15 protein-coding genes are annotated in these 25,949 nt (G+C 69.7%); 13 read left to right on the top strand and 2 right to left on the bottom strand.

What is annotated here, in order from left to right; translation table 11 throughout:
• Positions 1-1,044 carry a ferrochelatase gene (locus U0R18_RS04130; RefSeq protein WP_526366206.1) on the top strand — a complete coding sequence of 348 codons (1,044 nt, stop codon included), beginning with the start codon at positions 1-3 and terminating at the stop codon, positions 1,042-1,044.
• Here U0R18_RS04130 and U0R18_RS04125 read toward each other — a convergent pair.
• The gene (locus tag U0R18_RS04125; protein WP_526366204.1) at positions 1,013-1,879 is read right to left on the bottom strand and encodes an Rv1486c family protein; all 867 of its coding nucleotides are present in this window, start codon (positions 1,877-1,879) and stop codon (positions 1,013-1,015) included. The genes U0R18_RS04130 and U0R18_RS04125 overlap by 32 nt on opposite strands.
• Positions 1,880-1,950: 71 nt before the next feature.
• Here U0R18_RS04125 and U0R18_RS04120 point away from each other — a divergent pair, with 71 nt between their 5' ends.
• The 4 genes from U0R18_RS04120 (at position 1,951) to U0R18_RS04105 (ending at position 5,653) form a co-directional block, all read left to right on the top strand.
• Positions 1,951-2,385 (top strand): NfeD family protein, encoded by a 435-nt coding sequence (locus U0R18_RS04120; protein WP_526366202.1) that lies wholly within the window; start codon positions 1,951-1,953, stop codon positions 2,383-2,385.
• A 12-nt stretch (positions 2,386-2,397) separates the two neighbouring features.
• Positions 2,398-3,600: an SPFH domain-containing protein gene (locus U0R18_RS04115; RefSeq protein WP_526366200.1), complete on the top strand. Its 1,203-nt coding sequence runs from the start codon at positions 2,398-2,400 to the stop codon at positions 3,598-3,600.
• Between the two features lie 14 nt (positions 3,601-3,614).
• Entirely contained in the window at positions 3,615-3,977 is a 363-nt protein-coding gene (locus U0R18_RS04110; RefSeq protein WP_526366198.1) for a DoxX family protein, read from the top strand.
• 197 nt (positions 3,978-4,174) lie between these two features.
• Positions 4,175-5,653 (top strand): hypothetical protein, encoded by a 1,479-nt coding sequence (locus U0R18_RS04105; protein WP_526366196.1) that lies wholly within the window; start codon positions 4,175-4,177, stop codon positions 5,651-5,653.
• Between the two features lie 23 nt (positions 5,654-5,676).
• Here the strand turns inward: U0R18_RS04105 and U0R18_RS04100 are convergent, their stop codons facing one another.
• On the bottom strand, positions 5,677-6,435 hold the full coding sequence (locus tag U0R18_RS04100) for a TVP38/TMEM64 family protein (protein ID WP_526366194.1): 759 nt from the start codon (positions 6,433-6,435) through the stop codon (positions 5,677-5,679).
• Between the two features lie 98 nt (positions 6,436-6,533).
• On the opposite strand from U0R18_RS04100, the gene mutA reads away from it, so the two are divergent.
• The 8 genes from mutA (at position 6,534) to U0R18_RS04060 (ending at position 25,948) form a co-directional block, all read left to right on the top strand.
• On the top strand, positions 6,534-8,396 hold the full coding sequence (mutA, locus tag U0R18_RS04095) for a methylmalonyl-CoA mutase small subunit (RefSeq protein ID WP_526366192.1): 1,863 nt from the start codon (positions 6,534-6,536) through the stop codon (positions 8,394-8,396).
• Between the two features lie 3 nt (positions 8,397-8,399).
• A complete protein-coding gene (gene scpA, locus U0R18_RS04090; RefSeq protein WP_526366190.1) occupies positions 8,400-10,676 on the top strand; it encodes a methylmalonyl-CoA mutase in 2,277 nt (758 codons plus the stop codon).
• On the top strand, positions 10,677-11,675 hold the full coding sequence (meaB, locus tag U0R18_RS04085; protein ID WP_526366188.1) for a methylmalonyl Co-A mutase-associated GTPase MeaB: 999 nt from the start codon (positions 10,677-10,679) through the stop codon (positions 11,673-11,675).
• Between the two features lie 33 nt (positions 11,676-11,708).
• The gene (gene lipL, locus U0R18_RS04080) at positions 11,709-12,977 is read left to right on the top strand and encodes an esterase/beta-lactamase LipL (protein ID WP_526366186.1); all 1,269 of its coding nucleotides are present in this window, start codon (positions 11,709-11,711) and stop codon (positions 12,975-12,977) included.
• 63 nt (positions 12,978-13,040) lie between these two features.
• The gene (locus U0R18_RS04075) at positions 13,041-13,751 is read left to right on the top strand and encodes a thioesterase II family protein (protein ID WP_526366184.1); all 711 of its coding nucleotides are present in this window, start codon (positions 13,041-13,043) and stop codon (positions 13,749-13,751) included.
• A gap of 210 nt (positions 13,752-13,961) precedes the next feature.
• Positions 13,962-15,752 (top strand): fatty-acid--AMP ligase, encoded by a 1,791-nt coding sequence (locus tag U0R18_RS04070; protein ID WP_526366182.1) that lies wholly within the window; start codon positions 13,962-13,964, stop codon positions 15,750-15,752.
• A gap of 81 nt (positions 15,753-15,833) precedes the next feature.
• A complete protein-coding gene (locus tag U0R18_RS04065) occupies positions 15,834-21,161 on the top strand; it encodes a type I polyketide synthase (RefSeq protein ID WP_526366180.1) in 5,328 nt (1,775 codons plus the stop codon).
• Entirely contained in the window at positions 21,161-25,948 is a 4,788-nt protein-coding gene (locus tag U0R18_RS04060) for an SDR family NAD(P)-dependent oxidoreductase (RefSeq protein WP_526366178.1), read from the top strand. Before U0R18_RS04065 ends, U0R18_RS04060 begins: the two co-directional genes overlap by 1 nt.
• Position 25,949: the final 1 nt, after the last annotated feature.

Raw genomic sequence — 25,949 nt, 5'->3', positions numbered from 1 at the left:
GTGCAGTCCCCGGACATCCAGGCGATTCTGCTGCTGTCGTTCGGCGGCCCGGAGGGGCCGGACCAGGTTATGCCGTTCCTGCGCAACGTAACCCGCGGGCGCGGTATCCCCGACGAGCGGTTGGCGCAGGTCGCCGAGCACTATCTGCACTTCGGCGGCGTCTCGCCGATCAACGGCATCAACCGGGCCCTGATCGACCAGATCCGGGCACGCACCGAGCTACCGGTCTACTTCGGCAACCGCAACTGGGAGCCCTACGTCGAGGACGCCGTTGCAACCATGCGGGACAACGGGATTCGTCGCGCCGCGGTGTTCGCCACCTCGGCGTGGGGTGGCTACTCCGGGTGTGCCCAGTATCAGGAGGACATCACGCGGGCGCGGGCCGCGGCCGGCCCCGCGGCACCCGAACTCATCAAGCTGCGGTCCTACTTCGACCATCCGCTGCTGATCGAGATGTTCGCCGACGCGATCGCCACCGCCGCGGCCACCCTCCCGGACGAGCAGCGGGCCGGGGCGCGACTCGTCTTCACCGCGCACTCGATCCCGGAGCGGGCGCGGGACCGATGCGGGCCCGACCTCTACCGGCGGCAGGTCGCTCACACGTCGGCACTGGTGGCGGCCGCATCCGGGTACGGCGAATTCGACCAGGTGTGGCAGTCCCGGTCGGGCCCGCCGCAGGTGCCCTGGCTGGAACCGGACGTCGCCGATCACCTCGATGCACTGGCCGCCCGCGGCACCCGGGCGGTGATCGTCTGTCCGGTCGGGTTCGTGGCCGACCACATCGAAGTGGTGTGGGACCTCGACAACGAATTGTCGGAGCACGCCGCAGCGGCCGGCATCACGTTGGCGCGGACGTCCACGCCCAACGCCCAGCCTCGGTTCGCCGAGCTGGCGCTCGACCTCGTCGACGAGCTGCGCACCGGGCGCGAGCCCTCCAGAGTGCCTGCGGCTCAGTCGGTTCCGGGTTACGGACAGAGCATCGACGGCGCCTTCTGCACGCCGGAATGCGCGGCTAACGCCAGGCTGAATCCAGGATCGCGCTGACGGCCGCCAATCGGGCCGTGCGGACCACCGCGTCCAATGGGCGCAACGCGTCGCCGGCACCCTGCGCGTCGGACGAGGACTGCATGGCCGCCGGCATCAGGCCCGCGCTCACCGTGATGATGGCATCGACCTGCGTCGCATTCTCGAGCACCCGGATGGCCCGCTCGGGGGCGTGCTCGGGGGCCCGGTGGGCCAGGGTGGACTCCACCAACTGATCGATCAGGCCACGCGGATCGTCGATTCCCATGCCGTACCCCTCGGCGCGCAGCCGGCCCAGCGCATCGGCGGCCGATCGGACGGCCGAGCGCAGCGCGAACTCCGCGTCGCCGAGGTCGAAATGCTCGGGAGTCGGCGCGGCGGGCAGTGAGTACACCGTCCAGGCCACCGTGCACAGTTCCGGGGACGGTTCGAAATCCGGCTCGGCATAGTCGGTCTCGTCGTCGGCGTGGTCCAGATCGGCCACCAGGCCGACCGGCGTTCCGGTCGCCCCGCTGACGACGATCGCCTCGCCGGCGGCCACCGCGTCGCGCGCGAACGTGGTTCCCGCGGGCAGTCCCCGGACGTCGCCGGGCACGGGCAGGACCAGCGACAGGGCCGGCCCCGGGCTGGTGCGTGGGCCCGCGGCGGTCCGCAGGGTCTGGAGCATCGAGACCGCGCCCGCGTCGTTGAGGTCCGGCCAGGGCAGGCCGGTGGCGTCGGCCGCGGCGGCATCGTACGCGGTAACCGAATGCCTTGGCGCCCATTGCGATAGCGCGTCGAGGACGTCGTCCGGGGCGGCCCGGCCGGCGAGCCACGCGTTGGCCCACACGGTCAGCGAAGCGGTCGGGCACCACATGATGCGCAGTGTAACGGCACAGTGTGCGTCGAGCCCGCCACGCGGACGTGCCGCGCGGGTATTGTCGGGACATGCCTGCGGCCCTGATCTGGCTCGTCGCCGCACTGGGGCTTGCCGGTGCCGAGGCCCTCACCGGGGACATGTTCCTGTTGATGCTGGGCGGAGGCGCCCTGGCCGCCGCCGCCACCAGTTGGTTGTTCGCCTGGCCGATCTGGGTCGACGGCGCGGTGTTCCTGGTGGTCTCGGTCCTCCTGCTGGCGCTGGTGCGGCCCGCGCTGCGGCGCCGGCTCCTGGCCGGGCCGCCGGATCAGACCGGCATCGCCGCACTCGAGGGCAAGCACGCGCTGGTCCTGGACGAGGTGTCGTCGCACCACGGCCAGGTGAAGCTCGACGGCGAGGTCTGGACGGCCCGCCCGCTCAACGAGCAGGACGTCTATCAGCCCGGCGACCGCGTGACGGTCATGCGGATCGACGGCGCCACCGCGGTGGTCTGGAGAAACGAATAGAGGGGCAGGTTCATGAACGGTGCCGTTGCCGGACTGGTGTTGCTGGCGGTCCTGGTGATCCTCGCGATCATCATCGTGTCCAAGTCGGTGGCGCTGATCCCGCAGGCCGAGGCCGCCGTGATCGAACGGCTCGGCCGGTACAGCCGCACCGTCAGCGGCCAGCTCACCCTGCTGGTCCCGTTCATCGACCGGGTACGCGCCCGGGTCGACCTGCGTGAGCGGGTGGTGTCGTTCCCGCCGCAGCCGGTGATCACCGAGGACAACCTGACCCTCAACATCGACACCGTCGTGTACTTCCAGGTCACCAGCCCGCAGGCGGCGGTGTACGCCATCAGCAACTACATCGTCGGCGTCGAACAGCTGACCACCACCACGCTGCGCAACGTCGTCGGCGGCATGACACTGGAACAGACGTTGACCTCGCGCGACCAGATCAACGCGCAGCTGCGTGGGGTGCTCGACGAGGCCACCGGCAAGTGGGGCCTGCGGGTGGCCCGCGTGGAGCTGCGCAGCATCGACCCGCCGCCGTCGATCCAGGAGTCGATGGAAAAGCAGATGAAGGCCGAACGCGAGAAGCGCGCCATGATCCTGACCGCCGAGGGCACCCGGGAAGCGTCGATCAAGCAGGCCGAGGGCCAGAAGCAGTCCCAGATCCTGTCCGCCGAGGGCGCCAAACAGGCCGCGATCCTGTCCGCCGAGGCCGACCGGCAGTCCCGCATCCTGCGCGCCCAGGGTGAACGCGCCGCCCAGTACCTGAATGCCCAGGGCCAGGCGAAGGCCATCGAGAAGACGTTCGCCGCCATCAAGGCCGGCCGTCCCACCCCGGAGCTGCTGGCCTACCAGTACCTGCAGACCCTGCCGAAGATGGCCGAGGGCGAGGCCAACAAGGTGTGGCTGGTGCCCAGCGACTTCGGCTCGGCGCTGCAGGGCTTCACCAAACTGCTCGGCGCGCCCGGCGAGGACGGGGTATTCCGGTACACGCCGTCGCCGGAGGAGCCGGCCCCGGCCGACACCGACGACGCCGACGAGGTGGCCGACTGGTTCGAGACCAAGACCGATCCGGCGATCGCGCAGGCGGTGGCCAAGGCCGAGGCCGACGCCCGCAGCACCTCGGCGATCGCAATCGAACCACCGCCGCCGATCCAGTATTCGGTCGAGACGCAGCAACCGCTGCCACCGCAAGGAGCGCCGCCGAGCGGTGCGCACCGGGCCTGAGGAGGAGTCCGGAAATGGGATTGACATCGACCAAGGTGTACGACGCACTCGCGGCCTTCCAGGCCGTCGACGCCGCCGCCTGTGCGGCGCAGCTGCCGCCCATCCGGAAGTCGCTCGACGACGTTCACCTCGCGGAGAACCTCCGGCCGATCCTGCCGGTGGTCAAGGCGGCCTCAGCCATCGGGCTGGCGTCAGTCCGGTGGTTTCCCGCGCTGGCGCGGCTCACCACCTTCATGCTCACCGTGTACTTCATCCTGGCGGTGGCGTTCCACGTGCGGGCCCGCGACTGGAGCCCCGGGCTGGCGGCGGCGAGCTCATTCCTGGGTCTGTTCGGCGCGATGACGGTGCAGGGTCCGGCCGCCTCACGCTCCGCGTAGCGGGGCACAAATCGAGGGCTTTCGGACCTTAACGCGCCCGCCATCACAGCATTTTCTCAGGTCTTTCTGAGGGTATCCGGCCTGCTAGAGGCCGGTTTTAGGTGAATATTGGCTAGGCTAACCTATTATTACTTAGGTAAACCTCAGCTAAGTTTCGTCTGCGCAATAAGCGCGACCCCCTCGAAGAAGGAGCCTTCGTGCAACACGCCCTGTATCCATCCGCAGCGACGGCCGCGGCCGTGGTCGGCCCGGACCCGTCGCGGCGTAGGGCCAACAAGTTCATGCTCGCCGGAGCCGCAGTGGTGACCGCCGGCGCGCTCGTCGCCGGTCCCGCCACGCCGTCCCTGCCCATCGAGATCCAGAACCGTGCGGTTCAGCTCACGGCGTTGTCGGCCAAGGCCACGGACTCGCCGTTCGCGGTGTACACCGAGATCGTCGGCGACACCGTCACCAACGTCGCAAATCTCGCGGGCGCCTGGCTGGCCAATCCGTTCCCGGTGCTCACGCAGGTGGCCACCAACCAGATCGGCTACGCCTCGGAGTTCTTCGGTGCGGTCTTCGCCCTCCCCGCGAACTGGGATGCCTACACCAAGACCGAGCGTGCGCAGACCTTCCTGCAGCAGTGGCAGGATGCGACGGCCGCCGGAAACACCGGTGATGCCACCAGGTACGGCAGCAGCTACATCCTGTACGGCGCACTGGCCGCCCTCTCGCCGATCTACAACTCGATCCTGACCTACACCCCGCGCGGTAGCACGGTGGAGAACGTGGGCATTCCCGAGCAGATCGTGCAGAACCTCGCGAACGCCGTCGGCGCGATCTTCAGCCCCGCCACCTGGATCACCGGCATTTTCGAGTCGGTCTACGGCGCGGCGATCGGTGCGGTGTCCGCATTCAGCGACTGCGTCGTGGGCCTGGTGACCTCGGTGTCCAACGGCGACATCGGCGGTGCCATCAACTCCGTCCTGAACATGCCCGGGTTCGTGGTGAACGCCCTGCTCAACGGTTGGCAGCACCCGACGGCCCAAGCGCCGTTCCCGGCTCTGCTGACCTGGCAGGCCGGCGGTACCAATGCGACCACGTCGACCGGCCTGCTCGGTCAGCTGCTGGTGAAGATCCCAGCGGCGATCGCCAAGGCCATCACGCCGGCGCCCGCGGCGACGACCACCACGACGGCCACGGTGGCCGCGCTCAGCGTGTCGTCAACCGAAACCGCTTCCACCGCAACGGAATCCGCGAATGTCGCCGAGGCAGACGCGCAGTCGTCGACCACCGAATCGGAAACCGAATCGGCGGCCGTCGTTCCGGCCTCCGTGGCAACCGAGTCGGTGGACGACGTCACCGAGGACGCCACCGACGCCGCGTCGACCGACACCGTGTCGACGCCGGCTGCGGAGTCGGACGCCGATGATGCCGACACCACGCCGGCCGCGGCCGACGAGGCATCCGAAAGCGCTTCGGACGACACCGAATCCACCGATTCCGCCGCGACCGACGAATCGTCCACGGGTTCTGCGGATTCGGCCACGTCGGATTCCTCGGACTCCGATTCGGGTTCGGGTTCGGCCGCGTCCGGTTCGTCGGACTCGGGTTCGGGTTCGGCCGCGTCGGGCTCGTCGAGTTCCGGTTCGGCCCCGGCGTCGGGTTCGGGTTCGGGTTCGTCGGACTCGGAGTAGTAACGCAGTGCGGGCCGGGTTCCCTACGGGGAGCCCGGCTTTCGCATGTCGCCGGGATCCTTCCGGTGCTTGTACACCTCGTAGGCCAATCCCGAGATCCCCAGCGATGCGGTGACCAGGGAGATCAGGGCGAGTGCCGGGCTGACGTTTCCGGTGATCGCATCGCCCAGGATCACCACCGCGGCGGTGCCCGGCAGAATGCCCACCAGGGTCGCCAAGGTGTACGGCGCGACCCGTACCGCGGACGCGCCGGCGGCGTAGTTGATCACCGCGAACGGCACCATCGGGATCAACCGCAGCGACAGCACCGCCAGCCAGCCGCGTTGGCGCAGCCGGGCGTCCACCGCTTCGACGGCCGGATGGCTGACCAGGTTTGCCAACTGCCAACCGCCGGCCCGGACCAGCACCAGGGCGAGCACCGCGCTGGCGGTGCTCGCCGCCACCGCGATCACCGTGCCCAACCACGAGCCGAAGAGCAGGCCGGCCGCCAGCGTGAAGGCCGTCCGTGGGAAGGGGAGCACCGTCGCCATGATGTGGGCCACCAAGAATGCCAGCGGGAACCACGGCCCCACGGTGCTGGCCCAGTCGCGCAGTTGCACGGCGGTCGGTAACGGGACGAGCAGTGCAACTGCGACAAGGATCACAACGCCCACAACCAGCGTGATGATCCGGCGGCGGGACAGTTGCTGGGCGGTGGTGATCAGCGCCTCGCTCATATTGCGCAGCGTGCGGATGATCGTCGCGGCCACGGTTTCCAAGCCTACGGGCAGATTCGCTGGCATGTGCCGACCGGCCTCTTCGGCCGCGAACCCCATCATTTAGCCTGATTGGACGAGTGCCGGTGTCGCCGGCCGCCCTGCCGCGACGACAGGAGTTGCCGGTGTCCATCGATACCCCAGTTTCGAACGACGTCGGGTCGGAGAGCCGGTCCGACCTCGAACAGGGACGCGCGCGCTGGCGCAAGGCGGTCGCCGGAGTCCTGGCCAAGGGCCGCACCGGCGAGTTGCCCGCCGAACCCGAACGCGTGCTGGACACCGCGACCTACGAGGGCTTCGACATCCACCCGCTGTACACCGCGCTGGACGCGGTGGCGCAGGCGCCGCTGCCGGGCACCTTCCCCTTCACCCGCGGCGGCGACGGCGACCGTGACGTGCTGACCGGTTGGCGCGTGATGGAATCCTTCCCTGCGGCCGGGGTGGCCGCCGGGGCCGGCAATGCCGCCGTGCTGGGTGCCCTGTCGGACGGCGTCAGCGGCCTGGTGCTGCGGATCGGTGCGCAGGGCATTCCGGCGCCCGACGTGGACCGCCACCTCGAGGGTGTCTTCCTGGAACTGGTGCCCGTCGTGCTGGACGCCGGGGCCGATCTGCTCGTCGCCGCCGATGCGGTCCTCGATCTGGTCGCCGCGCTGCCCGCGGACAAACGTGGCGCGTTGTCGATCGACTGTGGCGCAGACCCGCTGACCGCCGCCGGCGATGACGCACCGGAGCTGGCAGATGTCATCGCCCTGGCGACCAGGCTCGCCGAGCACGGCGGCGGGATCCGCGCGATCACCGTCGACGGCCCGGCCCTGCACAACCGCGGCGCCAACGCCGCCCTGGAACTGGCCGGTGCGATCGCCGCCGGCGTGGCCTACGTGCGGCTGCTCATCGAGGCCGGCCTGCCGGTCGCCGATGCGTTGCGCCAGATCAGTTTCCGCTTCGCCGCCGACGACGACCAGTTCCTCACGATCGCCAAGATCCGTGCGGCCCGCCAACTCTGGGCCCGCGTCGCCGAGGTGGCCGGCGCGCCCGCTGCGGGGGCGGCAACCATCCACGCGGTCAGTTCGCTGCCGATGATGACGCAGCGCGACCCGTGGGTGAACATGCTGCGGTGCACCCTGGCGGCGTTCGGCGCCGGGGTGGGCGGCGCCGACACCGTGCTGGTGCAGCCGTTCGACGCCGCCATCCCGGGCGGGGCGCCGGGCATGAGCCCCGGTTTCGCGCGGCGCATCGCCCGCAACACGCAGCTGCTGCTGCTCGAGGAGTCCCACCTGGGTCGGGTGCTCGATCCGGCGGCCGGTTCCTGGTTCGTGGAGAGCCTGACCGAACAGCTGGCCGGCCAGGCCTGGGCGGATTTCCAGGCGATCGAGGCCGCCGGCGGGTTCGTGGCGGCCCGGGAGCTCGTGAGTGCCCGGATCGCCGAGGTGGCCGCGCGCCGCGCCGACGACATCGCCCACCGCAGGACGTCGGTCACCGGCGTGAACGAGTTCGCGAATCTGGCCGAACCTCCGGTGGCCCAGGCCGATTCACTGACGGGCGTCGCGCGCTATGCCGCCGGCTTCGAGGCCCTGCGGGACCGTTCGGACGCGTTCCTGGCCGGTGCCGGCGCCCGGCCGAAGGTGCTGCTGCTGCCGCTGGGTCCACTGGCCGAACACAACGTACGGACCACCTTCGCGACCAACCTGCTGGCCTCCGGCGGGATCGAGGCCGTCAACCCCGGTCCGCTCGATGCCGGCGGGGTGCCCGCGGCCGTCGCCACGGCCGATGGCGCGGCGATCGCGGTGGTTTGCGGAACCGACAGCCGGTACGGCGCCGAAGCCTCCGATGTGGTCGCCGCGGCGCGCGACGCCGGGGTCGAGCAGGTGTATCTGGCCGGCCCCGAGCGTGCGGTCGCCGAGGCCGCCAACAAACCGGACGGCTACCTGACGGCGAAAATCGATGCGGTCGAAGCGCTCTCGACCCTGCTCACCCGATTGGGGGCATGACCCATGACGACGTCCGACATCACCGCCCAGACGCTCGGCAGCTTCGCCGACGTACCGCTGCGCGGCGAAGCATCGGCCGCCGAGCCGACGGCGGACGATGTCACCGCGGCCGTCGACGCCGCCGCGACCGCCAACGGATACACCGCCGAACAACTGGCCTGGGCGACACCCGAGGGCATCGAGGTGCGCCCGGTCTACATCGAGGCGGACCGCGACGCCGCGGCCGCGGCGGGTTACCCGGTGGACACGTTCCCGGGCGAGCCACCGTTCATCCGCGGGCCGTACCCGACCATGTACGTCAACCAGCCCTGGACCATCCGGCAGTATGCGGGGTTCTCGACGGCGGCCGAGTCCAACGCGTTCTACCGGCGCAACCTGGCCGCGGGCCAGAAGGGCCTGTCGGTGGCCTTCGACCTGGCCACCCACCGCGGCTACGACTCGGATCACCCGCGGGTGGCCGGCGACGTCGGAATGGCCGGTGTGGCAATCGATTCCATCCTGGACATGCGCCAGCTGTTCGACGGTATCGATCTGAGCGCGGTGTCGGTGTCGATGACGATGAACGGTGCGGTGCTGCCGATCCTCGCGCTCTACGTGGTGGCGGCCGAGGAGCAGGGCGTGCCGCCGGAGAAGCTGGCCGGGACCATCCAGAACGACATCCTCAAGGAGTTCATGGTCCGCAACACCTACATCTACCCGCCGAAACCGTCGATGCGGATCATCTCCGACATCTTCGGTTACACCAGCGCCCGGATGCCGAAGTTCAACAGCATCTCCATCTCGGGCTACCACATCCAGGAAGCCGGGGCCACCGCCGATCTCGAGCTGGCCTACACACTGGCCGACGGGGTCGAGTACCTGAAGGCCGGCCGCGATGCCGGCCTCGACGTGGACAAGTTCGCACCCCGACTGTCGTTCTTCTGGGGCATCGGGATGAACTTCTTCATGGAGGTCGCGAAGCTGCGCGCGGGGCGGCTGCTGTGGAGCGAACTGGTGGCGGAGTTCGGTGCCGAGAACCCGAAATCGCTGTCCCTGCGCACCCATTCGCAGACCTCGGGCTGGTCGCTGACCGCGCAGGACGTGTTCAACAACGTCGCGCGCACGTGTGTCGAGGCCATGGCCGCCACCCAGGGGCACACGCAGTCACTGCACACCAACGCCCTCGACGAGGCGCTGGCGCTGCCGACCGACTTCTCCGCCCGCATCGCCCGCAACACCCAGTTGCTGCTGCAGCAGGAGTCGGGCACCACCCGGCCGATCGACCCCTGGGGCGGGTCGTACTACGTGGAGTGGCTCACCCATCAGCTGGCCGAGAAGGCCCGCGCCCACATCACGGAGGTCGCCGAGCACGGCGGTATGGCGCAGGCCATCGACGAGGGCATCCCGAAGCTGCGCATCGAGGAGGCCGCCGCGCGCACGCAGGCGCGCATCGACTCCGGCGCGCAGCCGCTGATCGGCGTCAACAAGTATCAGGTGTCCGCCGACGCTGACCAGGACATCGAGGTCCTCAAGGTCGAGAACAGCCGGGTGCGGGCCGAGCAGCTGGCCAAGCTGCAGCAGCTGCGCGCCGAACGTGACGAGGCGGCATGCCGGGCCGCGCTGGCCGAATTGACCAGGGCGGCAGGGGAGTCCGGTCACGCCGGCGAAGATGGTTTGAGTAACAACCTGCTGGCGCTGGCCATCGACGCCGCGCGGGCCAAGGCCACGCTCGGTGAGATCTCCGATGCGCTGGAGAAGGTGTACGGCCGGCACCAGGCCGAGATCCGAACCATCGCGGGTGTCTATCGGGATGAGGTCGGAAGTGGCGGGAATGTGACCCAGATGAGCCGAGCAACCGAATTGGTGGAGAAGTTCGCCGAAGCGGACGGCCGCCGCCCGCGCATCCTGGTCGCCAAGATGGGCCAGGACGGCCATGACCGCGGACAGAAGGTCATCGCCACCGCGTTCGCCGACATCGGATTCGACGTCGACGTCGGCTCGCTGTTCTCCACTCCGGACGAGGTGGCGCGCCAGGCCGCCGACAACGACGTGCACGTGGTGGGGGTGTCCTCGCTGGCCGCCGGTCATCTCACGCTGGTGCCCGCGCTGCGGGATGCACTGGCCGAGGTCGGCCGGCCCGACATCATGGTGGTGGTCGGGGGAGTCATTCCGCCGGGCGACTTCGACGAGCTCTACGCCGCCGGTGCCACGGCGATCTTCCCGCCGGGGACGGTCATCGCCGACGCCGCGATCGGTCTGCTGAACAAGCTGGCCGATCGCCTGGGCTACCAACTGAGCTAGATGCCGGATCCGAGCGAGTCCCTTCCGGGGAGAATCCGTGGCGGCGACCGCTCGGCCCTGGCGCGTGCGATCACGCTGATCGAGTCCAGCCGCGCCGATCATCGCGAACGCGCCCAGGAGCTGCTGCTCGAGCTGATGCCGGACGCCGGCCGGGCCAGTCACGTCGGCATCACCGGCGTTCCCGGCGTCGGGAAATCGACCGCCATCGAAGCGCTCGGGATGTATCTGATCGAGCGGGGCCACCGGGTGGCGGTGCTCGCGGTGGATCCGTCGTCGACGCGCACCGGCGGTTCGATACTCGGTGACAAGACCCGGATGGCCAGGCTGGCCACCCACCCCGACGCCTACATCCGGCCGTCGCCCACCTCGGGCACCCTCGGCGGGGTCGCGCGGGCCACTCGGGAGACGATCGTCCTGCTCGAGGCCGCCGGCTATGACGTGATCCTGGTGGAGACCGTCGGGGTCGGGCAGTCCGAGGTCACGGTTGCCGCGATGGTGGACACCTTCGTGTTCCTGACCCTGGCGCGCACCGGCGACCAGCTCCAGGGCATCAAGAAGGGCGTCCTCGAGCTCGCCGACATCGTGGTGGTGAACAAGGCCGACGGCGCCCACGCGGTCGAGGCGAAGAAAGCGGCGCGCGAGCTGGCCGGCGCCCTGCGGCTCATCCATCCGCACGATGCCCTCTGGCGGCCGCCGGTGTTGACGATGAGCGCGCTCGAGGGCACCGGGGTGGCCGAACTGTGGGACGCGGTGTTGCGGCACCGGCAGGTGCTCACCGACGCCGGTGAGTTCGAGGCCCGGCGGCGCGCCCAGCAGGTGGAGTGGACGTGGGCGATGGTGCGTGACGCCGTTCTCGACCGGGTGCTCAACGCGGCTTCCGTGCGGGCCATCAAGTCGGATGTCGAACGCCGGGTGCGCGATGGCGAACTCACTCCGGCGCTGGCCGCACAGGAGATCCTGCGGGCGGCAGATGTCTCACAGATCGATAACGTGCCGTAAGTCCGCTCATGGCACCGGTGTAGATTCCGGAGTGTGACCGACGTTACCGACCGGCAGCGCAGCGAGGCGCTCCCGAAGGGCGTGCAGGGCGCGGCGGACCCGAACTTCGCCTGTGCCGTACGCGCATTCGCCGCGATGTTCCCGCACCCGCGATTCGGTGGCGGTGCGCTCGCGGTCTACCTGGACGGCGAACCCGTCGTCGACGTCTGGACCGGATGGTCGGACCGGCGGGGTCGCGTGCACTGGTCCGAGGACACCGGCGCCATGGTGTTCTCGGCGACCAAGGGTGTGGCAGCGACGGTGATCCATCGCCTCGCCGACCGGGGCCTGATCGACTACGACGCCCCGATCGCCGAGTACTGGACCGAGTTCGGTGCCAACGGCAAGGCCGACATCACCGTGCGTGAGATGCTGCGGCACCGGGCCGGCCTGGCGCATCTCAACGGGGTGCGCAAGTCCGAGCTGCTGGACCACCGCCTCATGGAGGAGCGCATCGCCGCCGCCCCGGTGTCCCGGCAGCGCGGGAAGCCCGCGTATCACGCGCTCACCTACGGCTGGCTCGTCTCGGGTCTGGCCCGAGCGGTCACCGGCAAGGGGATGCGGCAACTGATCCGGGAGGAGGTTGCCGAACCGCTGAACACCGACGGCCTGCACCTCGGCCGTCCGGGGCCCGACTCGGCCACCCGACCCGCGCAGATCATCCACCCACAGCTGAACATTCCGAACCCGTTGTTCAACATCATCGCGCCGCGGGCGGCGCTGCATCCGCTGACGGCCGGGTTCGGTGCCCTGTACTTCCCCGGCATGAAGGCCGTCGTGCAGGGCAACGTCCCGCTGCTCGACAGCGAGATCCCGGCCGCCAACGGCGTCGCCACGGCACGCGGCCTGGCCCGGATGTACGGGGCACTGGCCAACGGCGGCCGGATGAACGGCACCCAGTTCCTGTCCCGCGAGCTCACCGCGGGTCTGATCGGCCGCCCCGACCTCACGCCCGACCGCAGTGTCGGGATGCCGCTGTCGTTCCACCTCGGCTATCACGGCTTGCCGATCCCCGGCGTGCTGCCCGGTTTCGGCCACGTCGGCCTGGGCGGTTCACTGGGCTGGGCCATCCCCGAGAGCGGCGTGGCGATCGGCTTCGTGCACAACCGGCTGCTGACCCCGTTCGTGATGACCGACCAGGCCGGTTTCGTCGGTACGGCGGCGCTGATCCGGGGCGGTGTGGCGCGGGCGCGACGCAGCGGATTCGAGCCGATCGGGGAGTTCGGGGCGCCGTTCGCGGTGTCCAAATCCATCGCGGGCTGACGCACCGGCCACGGACGGAGGCGCACGCGGCGAGCCGAACGTTCACACGATAAGGTGACCGGCGTGAACGGTCCAACGACGCTCTACATCTTTCCGCACGCGGGTGGCTCCCCGAGTTTCTACGCGCCGTTCGCCAAGACGTTCACCACGGATGTCAAGCGTGTCGCCGTCCAATACCCCGGCAAGGGGGGAACGCACGACCTGTCGTCGTTCACCACCATCTCCGAACTCGCGGACGAGGTGTGCCGCAAGCTCCCGCCGATCGGCGACGACTCGCGGAACATCGCGTTCTTCGGGCACAGCATGGGCGGACTGGTGTCCTTCGAGGTGGCCCGCCGCCTCGACGAGGCCGGTCACGGGATCGGGGCGCTGTTCCTGTCGGCGATCGCCTCACCGGGTCGCGTCGGGTTCGACTACATCCCCGACACCGATCGCGGTCTGCTGGACGCCGCCAGCCAGATGATGGGCGTCAATCCCGAATTCCTGGAGAACGAGGAGTTCGCCGCACGCATCCTCCCGACGCTGCGCGGTCTGATGTCGATCAGCAAGTACGAGTGCGGTCCCGACGCCACGGTGTCGTGCCCCATCTACGCGTACTTCGGCGACGACGATCCGGTGGCCACCCGGGAGAAGGTTCAGCCGTGGGCCGAGCGCACCACCGCCGAGTGCGTGTTACGGGAGTTCCCGGGGCATCACTTCTACCTCACGGACCATTTGCCGGAGTTGGTCAACGACATCGAGGAGCGTATTTCGCAACGCCTTGCTGAAGGTTAGCTGAGTGCTCTCACCGGAGCGGGTCCTCAGCTCAGAAATGTTACGGAGGTAAACGATCGGTTTCCCCGGGCCGATTTGCCAGCATGTTCGGAAGTGTCAGTTGTCCGCCATAAGTTACTCGGGAGTTGCGGATAACTGGGTCTTCGATCCAAACTGAACATGACCTGATTGCCGGGTGTTAGTCTCCGCGGTGGGTCAGTCCGGACAGACATGCGTGATGCACCTGGTACACGCACGTTCGTGAGCGAAGGGGTTAGTGGTCCTGTGGTGTCTAAGTCGATAATCGACGTTCTGGCGGAACGAGCCGAACAACAGCCCGATGACATCTCGTATACGTTCATCGACTACGACGTCGACCCGAACGGGTTTGCTGAATCGTTGACGTGGGCGCAGCTCCACAATCGCGTGCAGGTGGTTGCCGGCGAGTTGCGCAAGCTGGGCAAGGTCGGCGACCGCGCGGCCATCCTGGCCCCGCAGAGCTTGGAGTACATCGTCGGCTTCCTGGGCGCCCTGCAGGCCGGATTCGTCGCGGTGCCCCTGTCGGTTCCGATGATGGGCGTGCACGACGAGCGCGCCACCGCCGTTCTCAAGGACTGCACCCCGACCGTCGTACTGACGACCTCGGCCGCCGTCGACGCCGTGATGCCGTCGCTGGCCTCGGTACCCGGGGCGACCATCGTCGAATTGGACGCTCTCGACCTCGATTCGCCGGCTCTGCCCTTCACGGGTACCCAGGAGCTCGCGAAGACGGCCTTCCTGCAGTACACCTCGGGGTCCACCCGCACGCCCGCCGGCGTGATGGTGACCCACGCGGGCCTGATGGAGAACATGCGGCAGATCCAGTCCGACTGGTTCGAGGATTTCGGCGGCCTCGCGCCCGAGGGCACCACGCTGGTGTCGTGGCTGCCCTTCTACCACGACATGGGCCTGGTGCTGGGAATCTTCGGAACCATCGCCTACCAGGGCATGACGGCCGTGCTGACCACGCCGATGGCGTTCCTGCAGAAGCCGGCCCGCTGGATGCAGCTGGTGGCCCAGCACACCCGGTCGGTGTCACCGGCGCCGAACTTCGCCTATGAGCTGGCCGTGCGGCGGACCTCCGACGAGGACATGGCCGGGCTGAGCCTGGACGGCGTGCACTCGCTGGTCTCCGGTGCGGAGCGGATCCACGCCGCGACCATCAAGCGCTTCTACAACCGCTTCTCGCAGTTCGGTCTCAAGGACACCGCGTTCCGGCCGGCCTACGGCCTCGCCGAGGCGACGGTCTACGTCGGTTCGGGACTGGCCGCGCGGAAGGTTCCCATCGTCCGCTTCGACTACGAGAAGCTCGCCGCGGGCTACGCCAAGCGTTGCGAGGACGGCGCGGGCGTGGAGCTGATCGGTCACGGGAACTCGCGCGCCTGCATCTTCCGGATCGTCGATCCGGAGACCAGCACCGAATGCCCGTCGGACCGGGTGGGCGAGGTCTGGGTGCACGGTGACAACGTGTCCGCCGGCTACTGGCGCAATCCGCAGGCCACCGAGCGCACCTTCGGCCATCAGCTGATCGACCCGTCGCCCGGTACCCCGGACGGCCCGTGGCTGCGCACCGGCGACCTCGCCGTCATGTCCGAGGACGAGCTCTTCATCATCGGCCGGATCAAGGACCTGCTGATCATCGATGGCCGTAACCACTACCCGGACGACATCGAGGCCACCATCCAGGAGGTCAGTGGCGGTCGCGTCGCCGCCATCGCGGTCGCCGACGACAACAGCGAGAAGCTGGTCGCTATCGTCGAGTTCAAGAACCGCGGCATTGCCGATGAGGCCTCGGACCGGCTGCAGTCGGTGAAGCGGGAACTGACGTCGGCCATCTCCCGGTCGCACGGCGTGCGGGTCTCTGACCTGGTGATGGTTCCCCCGGGTTCCATCCCGATCACCACGAGCGGCAAGATCCGCCGGTCGTCGTGCATCGAGTTGTACCGCCGGAGTGAATTCGCGCGCCTCGACGGTGCGGTCTGATCGCTTAGGCTTCGTATCGGGGGTCTGGTACTGGACCGGTTTTCATCGACGAAAGCCGTTCATCTGTTCTGAAAGGCTGAGTTGAGCGAGAAGGCTGCGGCACGTCCGGATAGCCGGTCGATCATTGCCGATGCGCTGCGCAAGATCGATGATCTGACCGAGCGTCTGCAGATCGCGGAGCAAGGTGATACCGAGCCGATCGCGGTCGTCGGCGTCGGCTGTCGGTTCCCGGGGGACGTCAACAACCCCGAGCAGTACTGGCAGTTGCTGCGCGACGGGCGTGACGGCGTCGTGCGCGTTCCCGAGCAGCGGTGGGACGCCGATGCCTATTACTCACCGGACCACACGGTGCCGGGCACGATCTGCAGCCGTGAGGGTGGGTTCCTGACGTCGTGGCAGCCCGACGAGTTCGACGCGGAGTTCTTCGGCATGTCGCCGCGCGAGGCCGCCGGGATGGATCCCCAGCACCGGTTGCTGATGGAGGTCACCTGGGAGGCGCTGGAGAACGCGGGAGTGACCGCGACGCAGATCCGGGGTTCGCAGACCGGCGTCTTCGTCGGTCTGACCACCACGGACTACGCGTTCATGTCCCACTCGGCACAGTCGGGTCCCGAGGACGTCGATCCGTACTTCGCCTTCGGCAACGCGACCAACTTCGCGGCGGGCCGGCTGTCCTACTTCCTGGGCGTGCACGGCCCGGCGATGGTGGTGGACACGGCGTGTTCGTCGTCGTTGGTGACGATTCATCTGGCGGTGCAGAGCCTGCGTCGGCGCGAGACCGATCGGGCGATCGCGGCCGGGGTGAACCTGAACCTGAGTCCGGAGGGATTCATCGCCTGCTCACGCTGGGGCATGTTGGCGCCGGACGGGTTCTGCAAGACCTTCGATGCGGCCGCCGACGGGTATGTGCGTAGTGAGGGCGCCGGTGTGGTGGTGCTCAAGCGGCTTTCCGATGCGCTGGCGGCCGGGGACAACATCTGGGCCGTGGTGCGGGGTTCCGCGGTCAATCAGGACGGTCCCAGTAGCGGGCAGACGGTGCCCAGCGGCCCGGCGCAGCAGGCCGTGATGCGCTCGGCGCTGGCCGCGGCGCGGGTGGGCGCCGCGGAGATCGACTACGTGGAGGCACACGGTACGGGCACGGCACTGGGTGATCCGATCGAACTGGACGCGCTCACGGCGGTGTTCGGCGATCGGGGTGACTCCGCGCCGTTGGTGCTCGGGTCGGTGAAGACCAACCTGGGGCACCTGGAGACCGCAGCCGGGGTGGCCGGGTTCATCAAGACAGTGCTCAGCGTGCAGCGTGGGGTCATTCCGCGGCACCTGCACTTCCAGGGGTTGACGCCGCATGCGGGTCCGGGCGCGGCGAAGTTCACCATTGCGGCGCAGGAGCTGGCGTGGCCGGCGGTGGATCGGGTGCGTCGGGCCGGGGTGTCGTCCTTTGGCGTCAGCGGCACGAATGCGCACGTGATCGTGGAGCAGGCGCCCGAGATCGATGTGGCGGCGGCCGATGTGGCGCCGGTGGTGTCGTCGTTGGTTCTTTCGGGGAAGTCGGCGGCGCGGGTGGCGGCCTCGGCCGGGGTGTTGGCGGAGTGGCTCGAGGGGGCCGGCCAGGATGTGGCGCTGGCGGATGTGGCGCATACGTTGGCGCATCATCGGAGTCGGTTCAAGACGGTGGCGGGAGTGTGTGCGCGGGATCGGGCCGGGGCGATCGCCGGCCTGAAGGCCCTGGCCACCGGCGATTCCGCGCCCGGCGTGGTGCCGCCACGGCAGTCGTCGGGTGCCGGTTCGGGCGTCGCGTTCGTGTACTCCGGCCAGGGCTCGCAGTGGGCCGGCATGGGCCGGCAGCTGTTGGCCGATGAGCCGGTGTTCGCCGCGGCGGTCGACGAGCTCGAGCCGGTGTTCGTCCAGCACGTCGGGTTCTCGCTGAAGCAGATCCTGGCCGAGGGCACCGAGATCAGCGGCGACGCCCAGGTGCAGCCCGTCATCATGGCCGTCCAGCTGGCGCTGACGGCGCTCTGGCGGTCCTGCGGCGTCGAACCCGACACGGTCATGGGTCACTCGATGGGCGAGATCACCGCGGCTGTCGTCGCCGGTGTGCTCACCCCGGCCCAGGGGATCAAGATCATCGCGCGGCGCTCCAAGGTGATGTCGAAGATGGCCGGGCAGGGCGCGGTGGCGCTGGTCGAACTGGACGCCGAGGCCACCGAAGCGCTCATCGCCGACTACCCCGGTGTGGAGATCACGGTGTACTCGTCGCCGCGCCAGACCGTCGTCGCGGGTCCGGTGGACCAGGTGGATGCGGTGATCGCCGCCGTGGCCGCCCAGGACCGCTTCGCGCGGCGGGTCAAGATGGACGTCGCCTCGCACACCGCGCTGATGGATCCGATCCTGCCGGAGCTGGCCGAGGCCCTGGCCGACACCACGCCGGCCGAGCCGGCCCTCCGGTTCATCTCGACCGTCACCGAGGACTCCAGCGCACCTCGCCTGGATGCCGACTACTGGGTGGCCAACGTGCGCAAGCCGGTCCGGTTCAGCCAGGCAGTGGCCGCCGCCGCCGAGCGCTGCGGGACATTCGTCGAGATCAGTCCGCACCCGACGATGACGCACGCCATCACCGAATCGCTCGAGGCCGCCCAGCCGGATGCCCCCGCGCAGGTGGTGGCGACGCTCAAACGCGACGACGACGAAACCCTGTTCTTCCACACCCAGGTCGCGGCCATCGGGCGCACCGACACCGAGCATGTCCATCCGGGGGCGCCGGTCGTACTGCCGCCCACCCCCTGGCAGCACACCCGGCACTGGATCAGCGTGGACAACGCCAGCCGGCGCTCGGGTGCGCCGCCCATGCGGGGAACCCTGCTCGGCGAGCACAGCGTGCTGGCCACCACGCCGCTGCATCACGTGTGGCAGGCGCGGCTGGTTCCCGACAACAAGCCCTATCCCGGCGGTCACCGCGTGCACGGGGTCGAGCTGGTGCCGGTTTCCATTCTGCTGCAGACACTTTCGGCTGCCGCTGCCAAGACCGGGTCGTCGACGCTGTCCGATGTCCGGTTCGAGAACCCGATCGTCCTCGACCAGACCCGCCTGGTCCAGGTGGTCACCGACGGTGAACTGGTCACCATCTCGTCCGCGCTGGCCGGTGAGAGTTCGGCACAGCGCTGGGTCCGGCACGCCAGCGGACGCATCGACCGCACCCCGGCCGGCGACGAGCCGGCGGACGCGCCGACCACGGCGGTCGGTACCGCCGAGGCCGATCCGGGGCCGGATGCGGCCGGCGTCGCCGAGCTGATGGCCGAGTGGGGCGTCGAAGGCCAACCGTTCCCGTGGACCATCACCTCGCACCGCTCGATCCCGGATGGCCTGCTCGCGGGGGTCGAGATGGCCGAGCCTTCGGTGGTCGCCCTGATCGATGCCGCGGTCCACGTCGCACGCCTGGCCGACGGTGCCAACCGGGAGCTGCTGATGCCGGCCGCCGTCGAGAGCATCACGGTGACGGCGGAGTTCGCCGACGGACACGACATGATCGAGGTGCACCGGCGCGCCACGGGTGAGGCGGGGGAGCTGGTGGTCGACATCGCGGTTCGGGGCCCCGACCACGGAGCCGGTATCGAGGTGCGCGGACTGCATTTCGCGTCTGCCGAGCCGGCCACCGCCGCGGCCGATCCGGCCGCCCTGGCGCACGCCATCGAATGGGAGCCCTGGGTACGGGAGGACTCGCCCGAGTCCGGTGCGCACGTCGCCCCGGGAACCCTGGCGGTGGTCGGCCCCGACGCGGCCGCCGGCGCCCTGCGCGACGGCCTGGCGGCGGCCGGCTACACACCCGCCGGCGTGGACGAGGCGCGCTGCGTCGTCTACATCGCCGACCCCGAACCGAACATCGCGGGCGAATCCGACACCGACTGCGCGGTCCGATTGACGGCCGACATCGCCGCCCTGGTGCGTCGGCTGGCCAAGCGCCCGGGCGCCGTCGCGCTGTGGATCGTCACGCGTGGCGTCCGCGAGTGTGCGTCCGACGCCGCGCTGCGTCAGAGCAGCCTGTGGGGTCTGGCGGGCGTGGTTCGTGCCGAACAGCCCGATATCTGGGGCGGTCTGATCGACCTGCCGGACGAGCCCGTCGCCCTGATCGCCGAGCACGCCCCGGCGCTCGCGCCGGTCCTGGCCGGTCCGGTGCGGTCCATCCTGGCGGTGCGCGACGGCGCGGTGTTGGCGCCCGTCATCTCCCCGGTGCTCGGCGAACCGGTCCGCGAACCGCTGCGCTGCCGCCCCGACGCGGCCTATCTGATCACCGGTGGTCTGGGTGCGCTCGGTCTGTTGATGGCCGACTGGCTGGCCGATCTGGGCGCTCGCCGCCTGGTCCTGGCGGGCCGCAGCGGGCTGCCGCCGCGCCGGGACTGGGACAGCGAGTCCAACGATCCCGCGGTGCGACTGCGCATCGCGGCCGTGCGGGCCCTGGAGAACCGCGGCGTCGACGTGGAGGCCGTGGCACTGGACTCGGGCTCGGCCGACGCCGTCAGCGCGTTCCTGGCGGCTCGCGACGAGGCCGGGAAACCGCCGATCCGTGGCCTGATCCACGCCGCCGGTGTCACCGAGGGCCAGCTGCTGACCGAACTCGAGGACGACCGGCTGCGCACCACCATGTGGCCGAAGATTTCGGGCTCGCGGGTCCTGCACGAGGCGTTCCCGCCCGGCTCGGTCGAATTCTTCTACCTGACCTCGGCCGCCGGTGCGGTGTTCGGTGTGCCTGGTCAGGGTGCGTACGCGTCGGCCAACGCCTACCTCGACGGCCTGGCGCGGGCCCGGCACCGGCAGGGTTGCCGGTCACTGAGCCTGAACTGGGTGGCGTGGCGTGGTCTCGGGTTCGCCACCGAGGCCCAGGTGGTGCTCGACGAGCTCGAGCGGATGGGCTCGCGGCCGGTCACCCCGCAGGAGGCGTTCCCGGCCTGGGAGTACGTCGACACCTTCGACCTCGCGCAGGCGGTCATGGTGCCGCTGTCCGGCGGGCAGCCGGCCGATCAGGAGCCGTTGACGCCCGGGCGCGCGTGGACGGAGATGGCCAGGGCCGACCTGCTGGTGGAACTCGAGGGCGAGCTGAAGACCATCCTGTCGCGGGAGCTCGGCCTGCCGGAGGCAGACATCGACGTCACTCTGCCGTTCGCCGAGATGGGTCTGAACTCGGTGATGGCGATGTCGATCCGGCGCGATGCCGAGAGGTTGCTCGGGATTGAGTTGTCGGCAACGATGCTGTGGAATCACCCCACGATCACCGCGTTGACCGTGTTCCTGGCGGACAAGCTGGTTCCCGAACAGGGTTCGGACGATGACCAGTTGGTGACCGAATCTGACGGAAGTGTGCTCGACGAGTTGTTCGGCAGCGTGGAATCGACCGCTGTCGGCGAAAGAGGAGTTTGATGACCGAGCCGATGGACGAAGCGGCACTGCGCAACTGGTTGGTCGACTACCTGGTCACCAATGTCGGCTGCAATCCGGAGGAAGTCGACGTCGAGGCGTCGATGAACGACCTGGGCGTCGGTTCGCGTGACGCCGTGGTGCTCTCCGGTGAGTTGTCGGAGTTGCTCGGACGCCCGGTGTCGCCGGTGGAGTTCTGGCAGCACCCGACGATCGACTCGCTGGCGAAATTCCTCACCGGCGCCGAATCCGACAGTGACGACGGAACGGTGTACGTGCCGTCGGTCGGCACCCTGAACGAGCCGATCGCGGTCATCGGCCTGGGTTGCCGACTGCCCGGCGGGATCGCGGGCCCGGAAGCGTTGTGGCAGTTGCTCGCCGACGGCGGCAACACCGTGGGTGAGGTGCCCGCCGAGCGCTGGGCGGCCTTCGACGACGGCACCGCCGAAACCGCCGCCGCGATGTCCGCCACCACGCGGTGGGGGTCGTTCCTCGAGGAGATCGACACCTTCGACGCCGACTTCTTCGAGATCTCGCTGCGCGAGGCCGCCAAGATGGACCCGCAGCAGCGCATCCTGCTCGAGGTCGCCTGGGAGGCACTGGAGAACGCCGGCATCCCGGCCACCACGCTGCGTCGCTCGCAGACCGGCGTCTTCGTCGGCGCCAGCCTGAGCGAGTACGCCTATCTGGCCTCCACGGACCTGACATCGGTCGATGCCTGGAGCAACTCCGGCGGCGCACTGAGCATCATCGCCAACCGGCTGTCCTACCTGCTCGATCTGCGCGGTCCGTCGGTCACGGTGGACACCGCGTGTTCGTCGTCGCTGGTCGCGCTGCACCTGGCCTGCCAGAGCCTGCGCACCCAGGACTGCGACGTCGCCGTCGCCGGCGGCGTGAACCTGCTGCTGTCACCGGCGGTGTTCCGTGGTTTCGACCAGTCCGGTGCGCTGTCGAAGACCGGCGCCTGCCATTCGTTCGACGCCGACGCCGATGGATTCGTCCGCGGTGAGGGGTGTGGCGTCGTGGTGCTCAAGCGTCTCTCGGACGCGTTGCGCGACGGCAATCAGCCACTGGCGTTGATCCGCGGTTCCGCGGTGAACCAGGACGGCCGCTCCAACGGGATGCTCGCGCCCAACCCGGCCGCCCAGATGGCGGTGCTGCGCTCGGCCTACGGCAACGCCGGTGTGCCGCCGCAGGAGGTCGACTACGTCGAGGCGCACGGCACCGGAACGCTGCTCGGCGACCCGATCGAGGTGCGGGCCCTGGGTAGCGTCCTGGGCCGCGGCCGCGCCCAGGACGCCCCGCTGCTGCTGGGCGCGCTGAAGACCAACATCGGACATCTCGAGGCCGCCGCCGGAATTTCGGGCTTCATCAAGACCGTGCTGGCCGTGAACCGGGGGATCATCCCGGGCAATCTGCACTTCCAGAACCCCAACCCGCACATCCCGTTCGACCAGCTGCGCGTGAAAGTCGTTGCCGCTGAACAGAAGTGGCCCGAGACGGGCCGGCCGCGCCGGGCCGGGGTGTCGTCGTTCGGCTTCGGTGGGACCAACGCGCACGTCGTCATCGAACAGGCGTCGCCGATCAAGTCCGCCGAGCGCGGGCCCGATCCGGCCGTCAGCACCCTGGTGGTCACCGGGGCCACGCCCGAGCGCATCGCCGCCACCGCTGCCTCGCTGGCGGACTGGCTCGAGGGTGACGGCAAGAATGTGGGACTGGCCGACGTCGCGCACACCCTGAATCACCACCGGGCCGTGCACGGCCAGTTCGCCACCGTGTGCGCCCGCCGCAGCGAGGAGGCGGTCGCCGGTCTGCGCGCGATCGCCGAGCAGCGCACCGCGGACGGCGTCGGCGTGGTCGGACCGCACGAGGGATCGTGCGGTTCGGGCACCGTGTTCGTGTACTCCGGTCAGGGCTCGCACTGGGCCGGCATGGCGCGCAAGCTCCTCGACGACGAACCGGTGTTCGCCCGCTCGATCGCCGAGCTCGAGCCCGTGTTCGTCGAGCAGGTCGGCTACTCGCTGTGGGACATCCTGTCCGGCAGCAAGGCGATCAACGGCGACGCCCAGGTGCAGCCGGTGCTGATGGGTCTGCAGCTGGGGCTCACCGATCTGTGGCGGTCCTACGGCGTCCATCCCGACGCGGTCATCGGCCATTCGATGGGTGAGGTGACCGCCGCGGTGGTGTCCGGTGCGCTGTCGGTCGCCGACGGCCTGAAGGTCATCGGCGTGCGGTCCCGGCTGATGTCGCGGATGGCCGGGCAGGGCGCCGTCGCGCTGCTGAACCTGGACGCCGACGCGGTCGACGCCCTGATCGCCGACCATCCCGGCGTTGAGGTTGCGGGATATCTGTCCCCGCGCCAGACCGTGATCGCCGGGCCGGTGGAGCCCGTCGACGCACTCATCGCCGCGGTCAGCGCGCAGAACAAGTTCGCCCGGCGGGTCAACATGGAGGTGGCGTCGCACACCGCCCTGATGGACCCGATCCTGGCCGAATTGCGTTCTGCGCTGGCCGATATCACGCCGCGCAAGCCCTCGGTCCCGTTCCTGTCGACCGCGGTCGACGACCCGGCCCTGCTCGACGCCGACTACTGGGCCGCCAACGTGCGCAACCCGGCGCGGCTCATGCAGGCGGTCACCGCGGCCGCCGCGGAGAACACCACCTTCATCGAGGTGAGTGCCCATCCGATCCTGACCCACGCGATGGGGGAGACGCTCGAACCGCTGGGGCATCACCACACCATCGGGACGCTGTGGCGCGACGGGGACGACACCGTGCGGTTCCACACCAGCCTCAACGCCACGCACACCAACCGTCCGCCGGACACGCCGCATCTGCCCGAGCCGCATCCCGTGCTGCCCTCCACCCCCTGGTTGCACGACCGGCACTGGGTGGAGGTCACGCGGGCCGGCCGCACGGCGGGTCCGGCGCAGCCCCGCGGAGCCTGGACCGACCAGGACGACGTGGTGCCGCAGGACTGGTACTGCCAGCTGAACTGGCCCGTGGTCGACCTGCCGGAGGCGCCGGCCGACGCTGGCACCGACGGTGGTCGCTGGCTGGTGATCGGTGATCCCGGCCTGGCGAGCGCGCTCGGCCGCGTGGTCGGCGACCCGGCGCGCGTGACGGCACTGGCGCCCTCGGTGCTGGCCGATGACGCGGGCCGGTCAGCGCTGGTCGAGGCCCTCGGTGGGGTCGACCGGGTGCTGTTCGCTCCGGCGCTGGCGGCCGACGCGCTGTCAGCGACCGCGGGTTACGACCTGTTCCATGCGGGCCGGCGGCTGTCGGCCGCGCTGGCCGGGTTGGCGGGCGGGGCCGCGGGCGCGCCGAGGTTGTTCCTGCTGACCCGTAACGCCCAGCCCGTGAACGAGGGCGACCGCGCCAACGCCGTGCATGCGGTGCTGTGGGGGCTGGGGCGCACCCTGGCCCTCGAGCATCCCGAATTCTGGGGCCGCGTCGTCGACGTCGATGAATCGGTGCCCGCCGGACTGGCCGCCAAGTACCTCCTGGCGGAGTCGCTCGGCGCCGACACCGAAGATCAGGTGGTCTACCACGCGGGTCTGCGGCGGGTGCCGCGGCTGCAGTATGGCGTCCCGGTCGCCAGCGCGCCGGTCGATCTCGCCGAGGACACTTCGGGCTGCCAGCTGGTGATCGGTGCCACCGGCAACATCGGGCCGCACCTCATCCGCCAGCTCGCGAAGATGGGGGCGCGCACCGTCGTCGCGGTTTCCCGTAACCCCGGCTCGCGGCTCGATGACCTGACGGCCGAACTCGCGAAGTCCGGCACCACGTTGGTGACGGTGGCCGCCGACAGCACCGATCCGTCGGCGATGGCCGAACTGTTCGCCCGCTTCGGTGCCGACCTGCCGCCGCTGCACGGCGTCTATCTGGCGGCGTTCGGTGGCGGCCCGGTGACGCTGGCCGATATGACCGACGACGACGTGACGGCCATGTTCGCCCCGAAGCTCGACGCGCTCGCCGTGGTGCACCCGCTCTCGGTGGAGCATCCGGTGCGGCAGTTCGTGCTGTTCTCCTCGATCTCGGGGCTCACCGGGTCGCGCTGGCTGGCGCACTACACCGCCACCAGCACGTTCCTGGACACCTTCGCCTACGCGCGGCGGGCGGCCGGTCTGCCGGTGACCACCGTGAACTGGGGTCTGTGGAAGGCGTTGTCCGCCAACCAGTCCGACGAGGAGGCGCAGGTCAGCATCGACTCCGGTCTGATGCCGATGGCCGACGACGTCGCCATCGCCGCGCTGCGCTGGGTGGGCGGCGCCGGTGCGCCGGTGCGTTCGGTCGTGGTCGAGGCCGACTGGCCGTTGTTGGCCACCGCCTACCGCACCCGGGCTGCGCTGCACATCGTGGACGATCTGCTCGACGCCGGCCCCGTCGTGGGCGCCTCGACGGGCTCGGTCAACACGAAGTTCCGTTCGGGGTTGGGCGAGGCGGAGCCGGGCGAGCGGCAGGGCATCCTGGCCGCCCATGTCAGCGAACAGGTTTCGGCGGCGATGGGGCTGGGGCCCCGGCAGGCGCTGGAGCCGACCGCGGGATTCTTCCAGTCCGGGATGGACTCGCTGATGAGCGTCACCCTGCAACGGTCGCTCAGCGAGAGCCTCGGCGAGCAGTTGCCGACCTCGGTGATCTTCGACTACCCGAGTGTGGAGGCCCTGACCGGTTACCTGAGCGGCGTGCTGCCCGAACTGGTCGAGGCTTCGGAGGTCGACGACGCCGACGAGTACGACGACCTCAGTGACGACGAGCTGCTGGCGCAGCTCTCGGAAAGGTTGAGTTGAG

This window comes from Mycobacterium sp., assembly GCF_046330795.1.
In the GTDB taxonomy this organism is placed as follows: domain Bacteria; phylum Actinomycetota; class Actinomycetes; order Mycobacteriales; family Mycobacteriaceae; genus Mycobacterium.
This window is presented reverse-complemented; position numbering and strand designations above follow the sequence as displayed.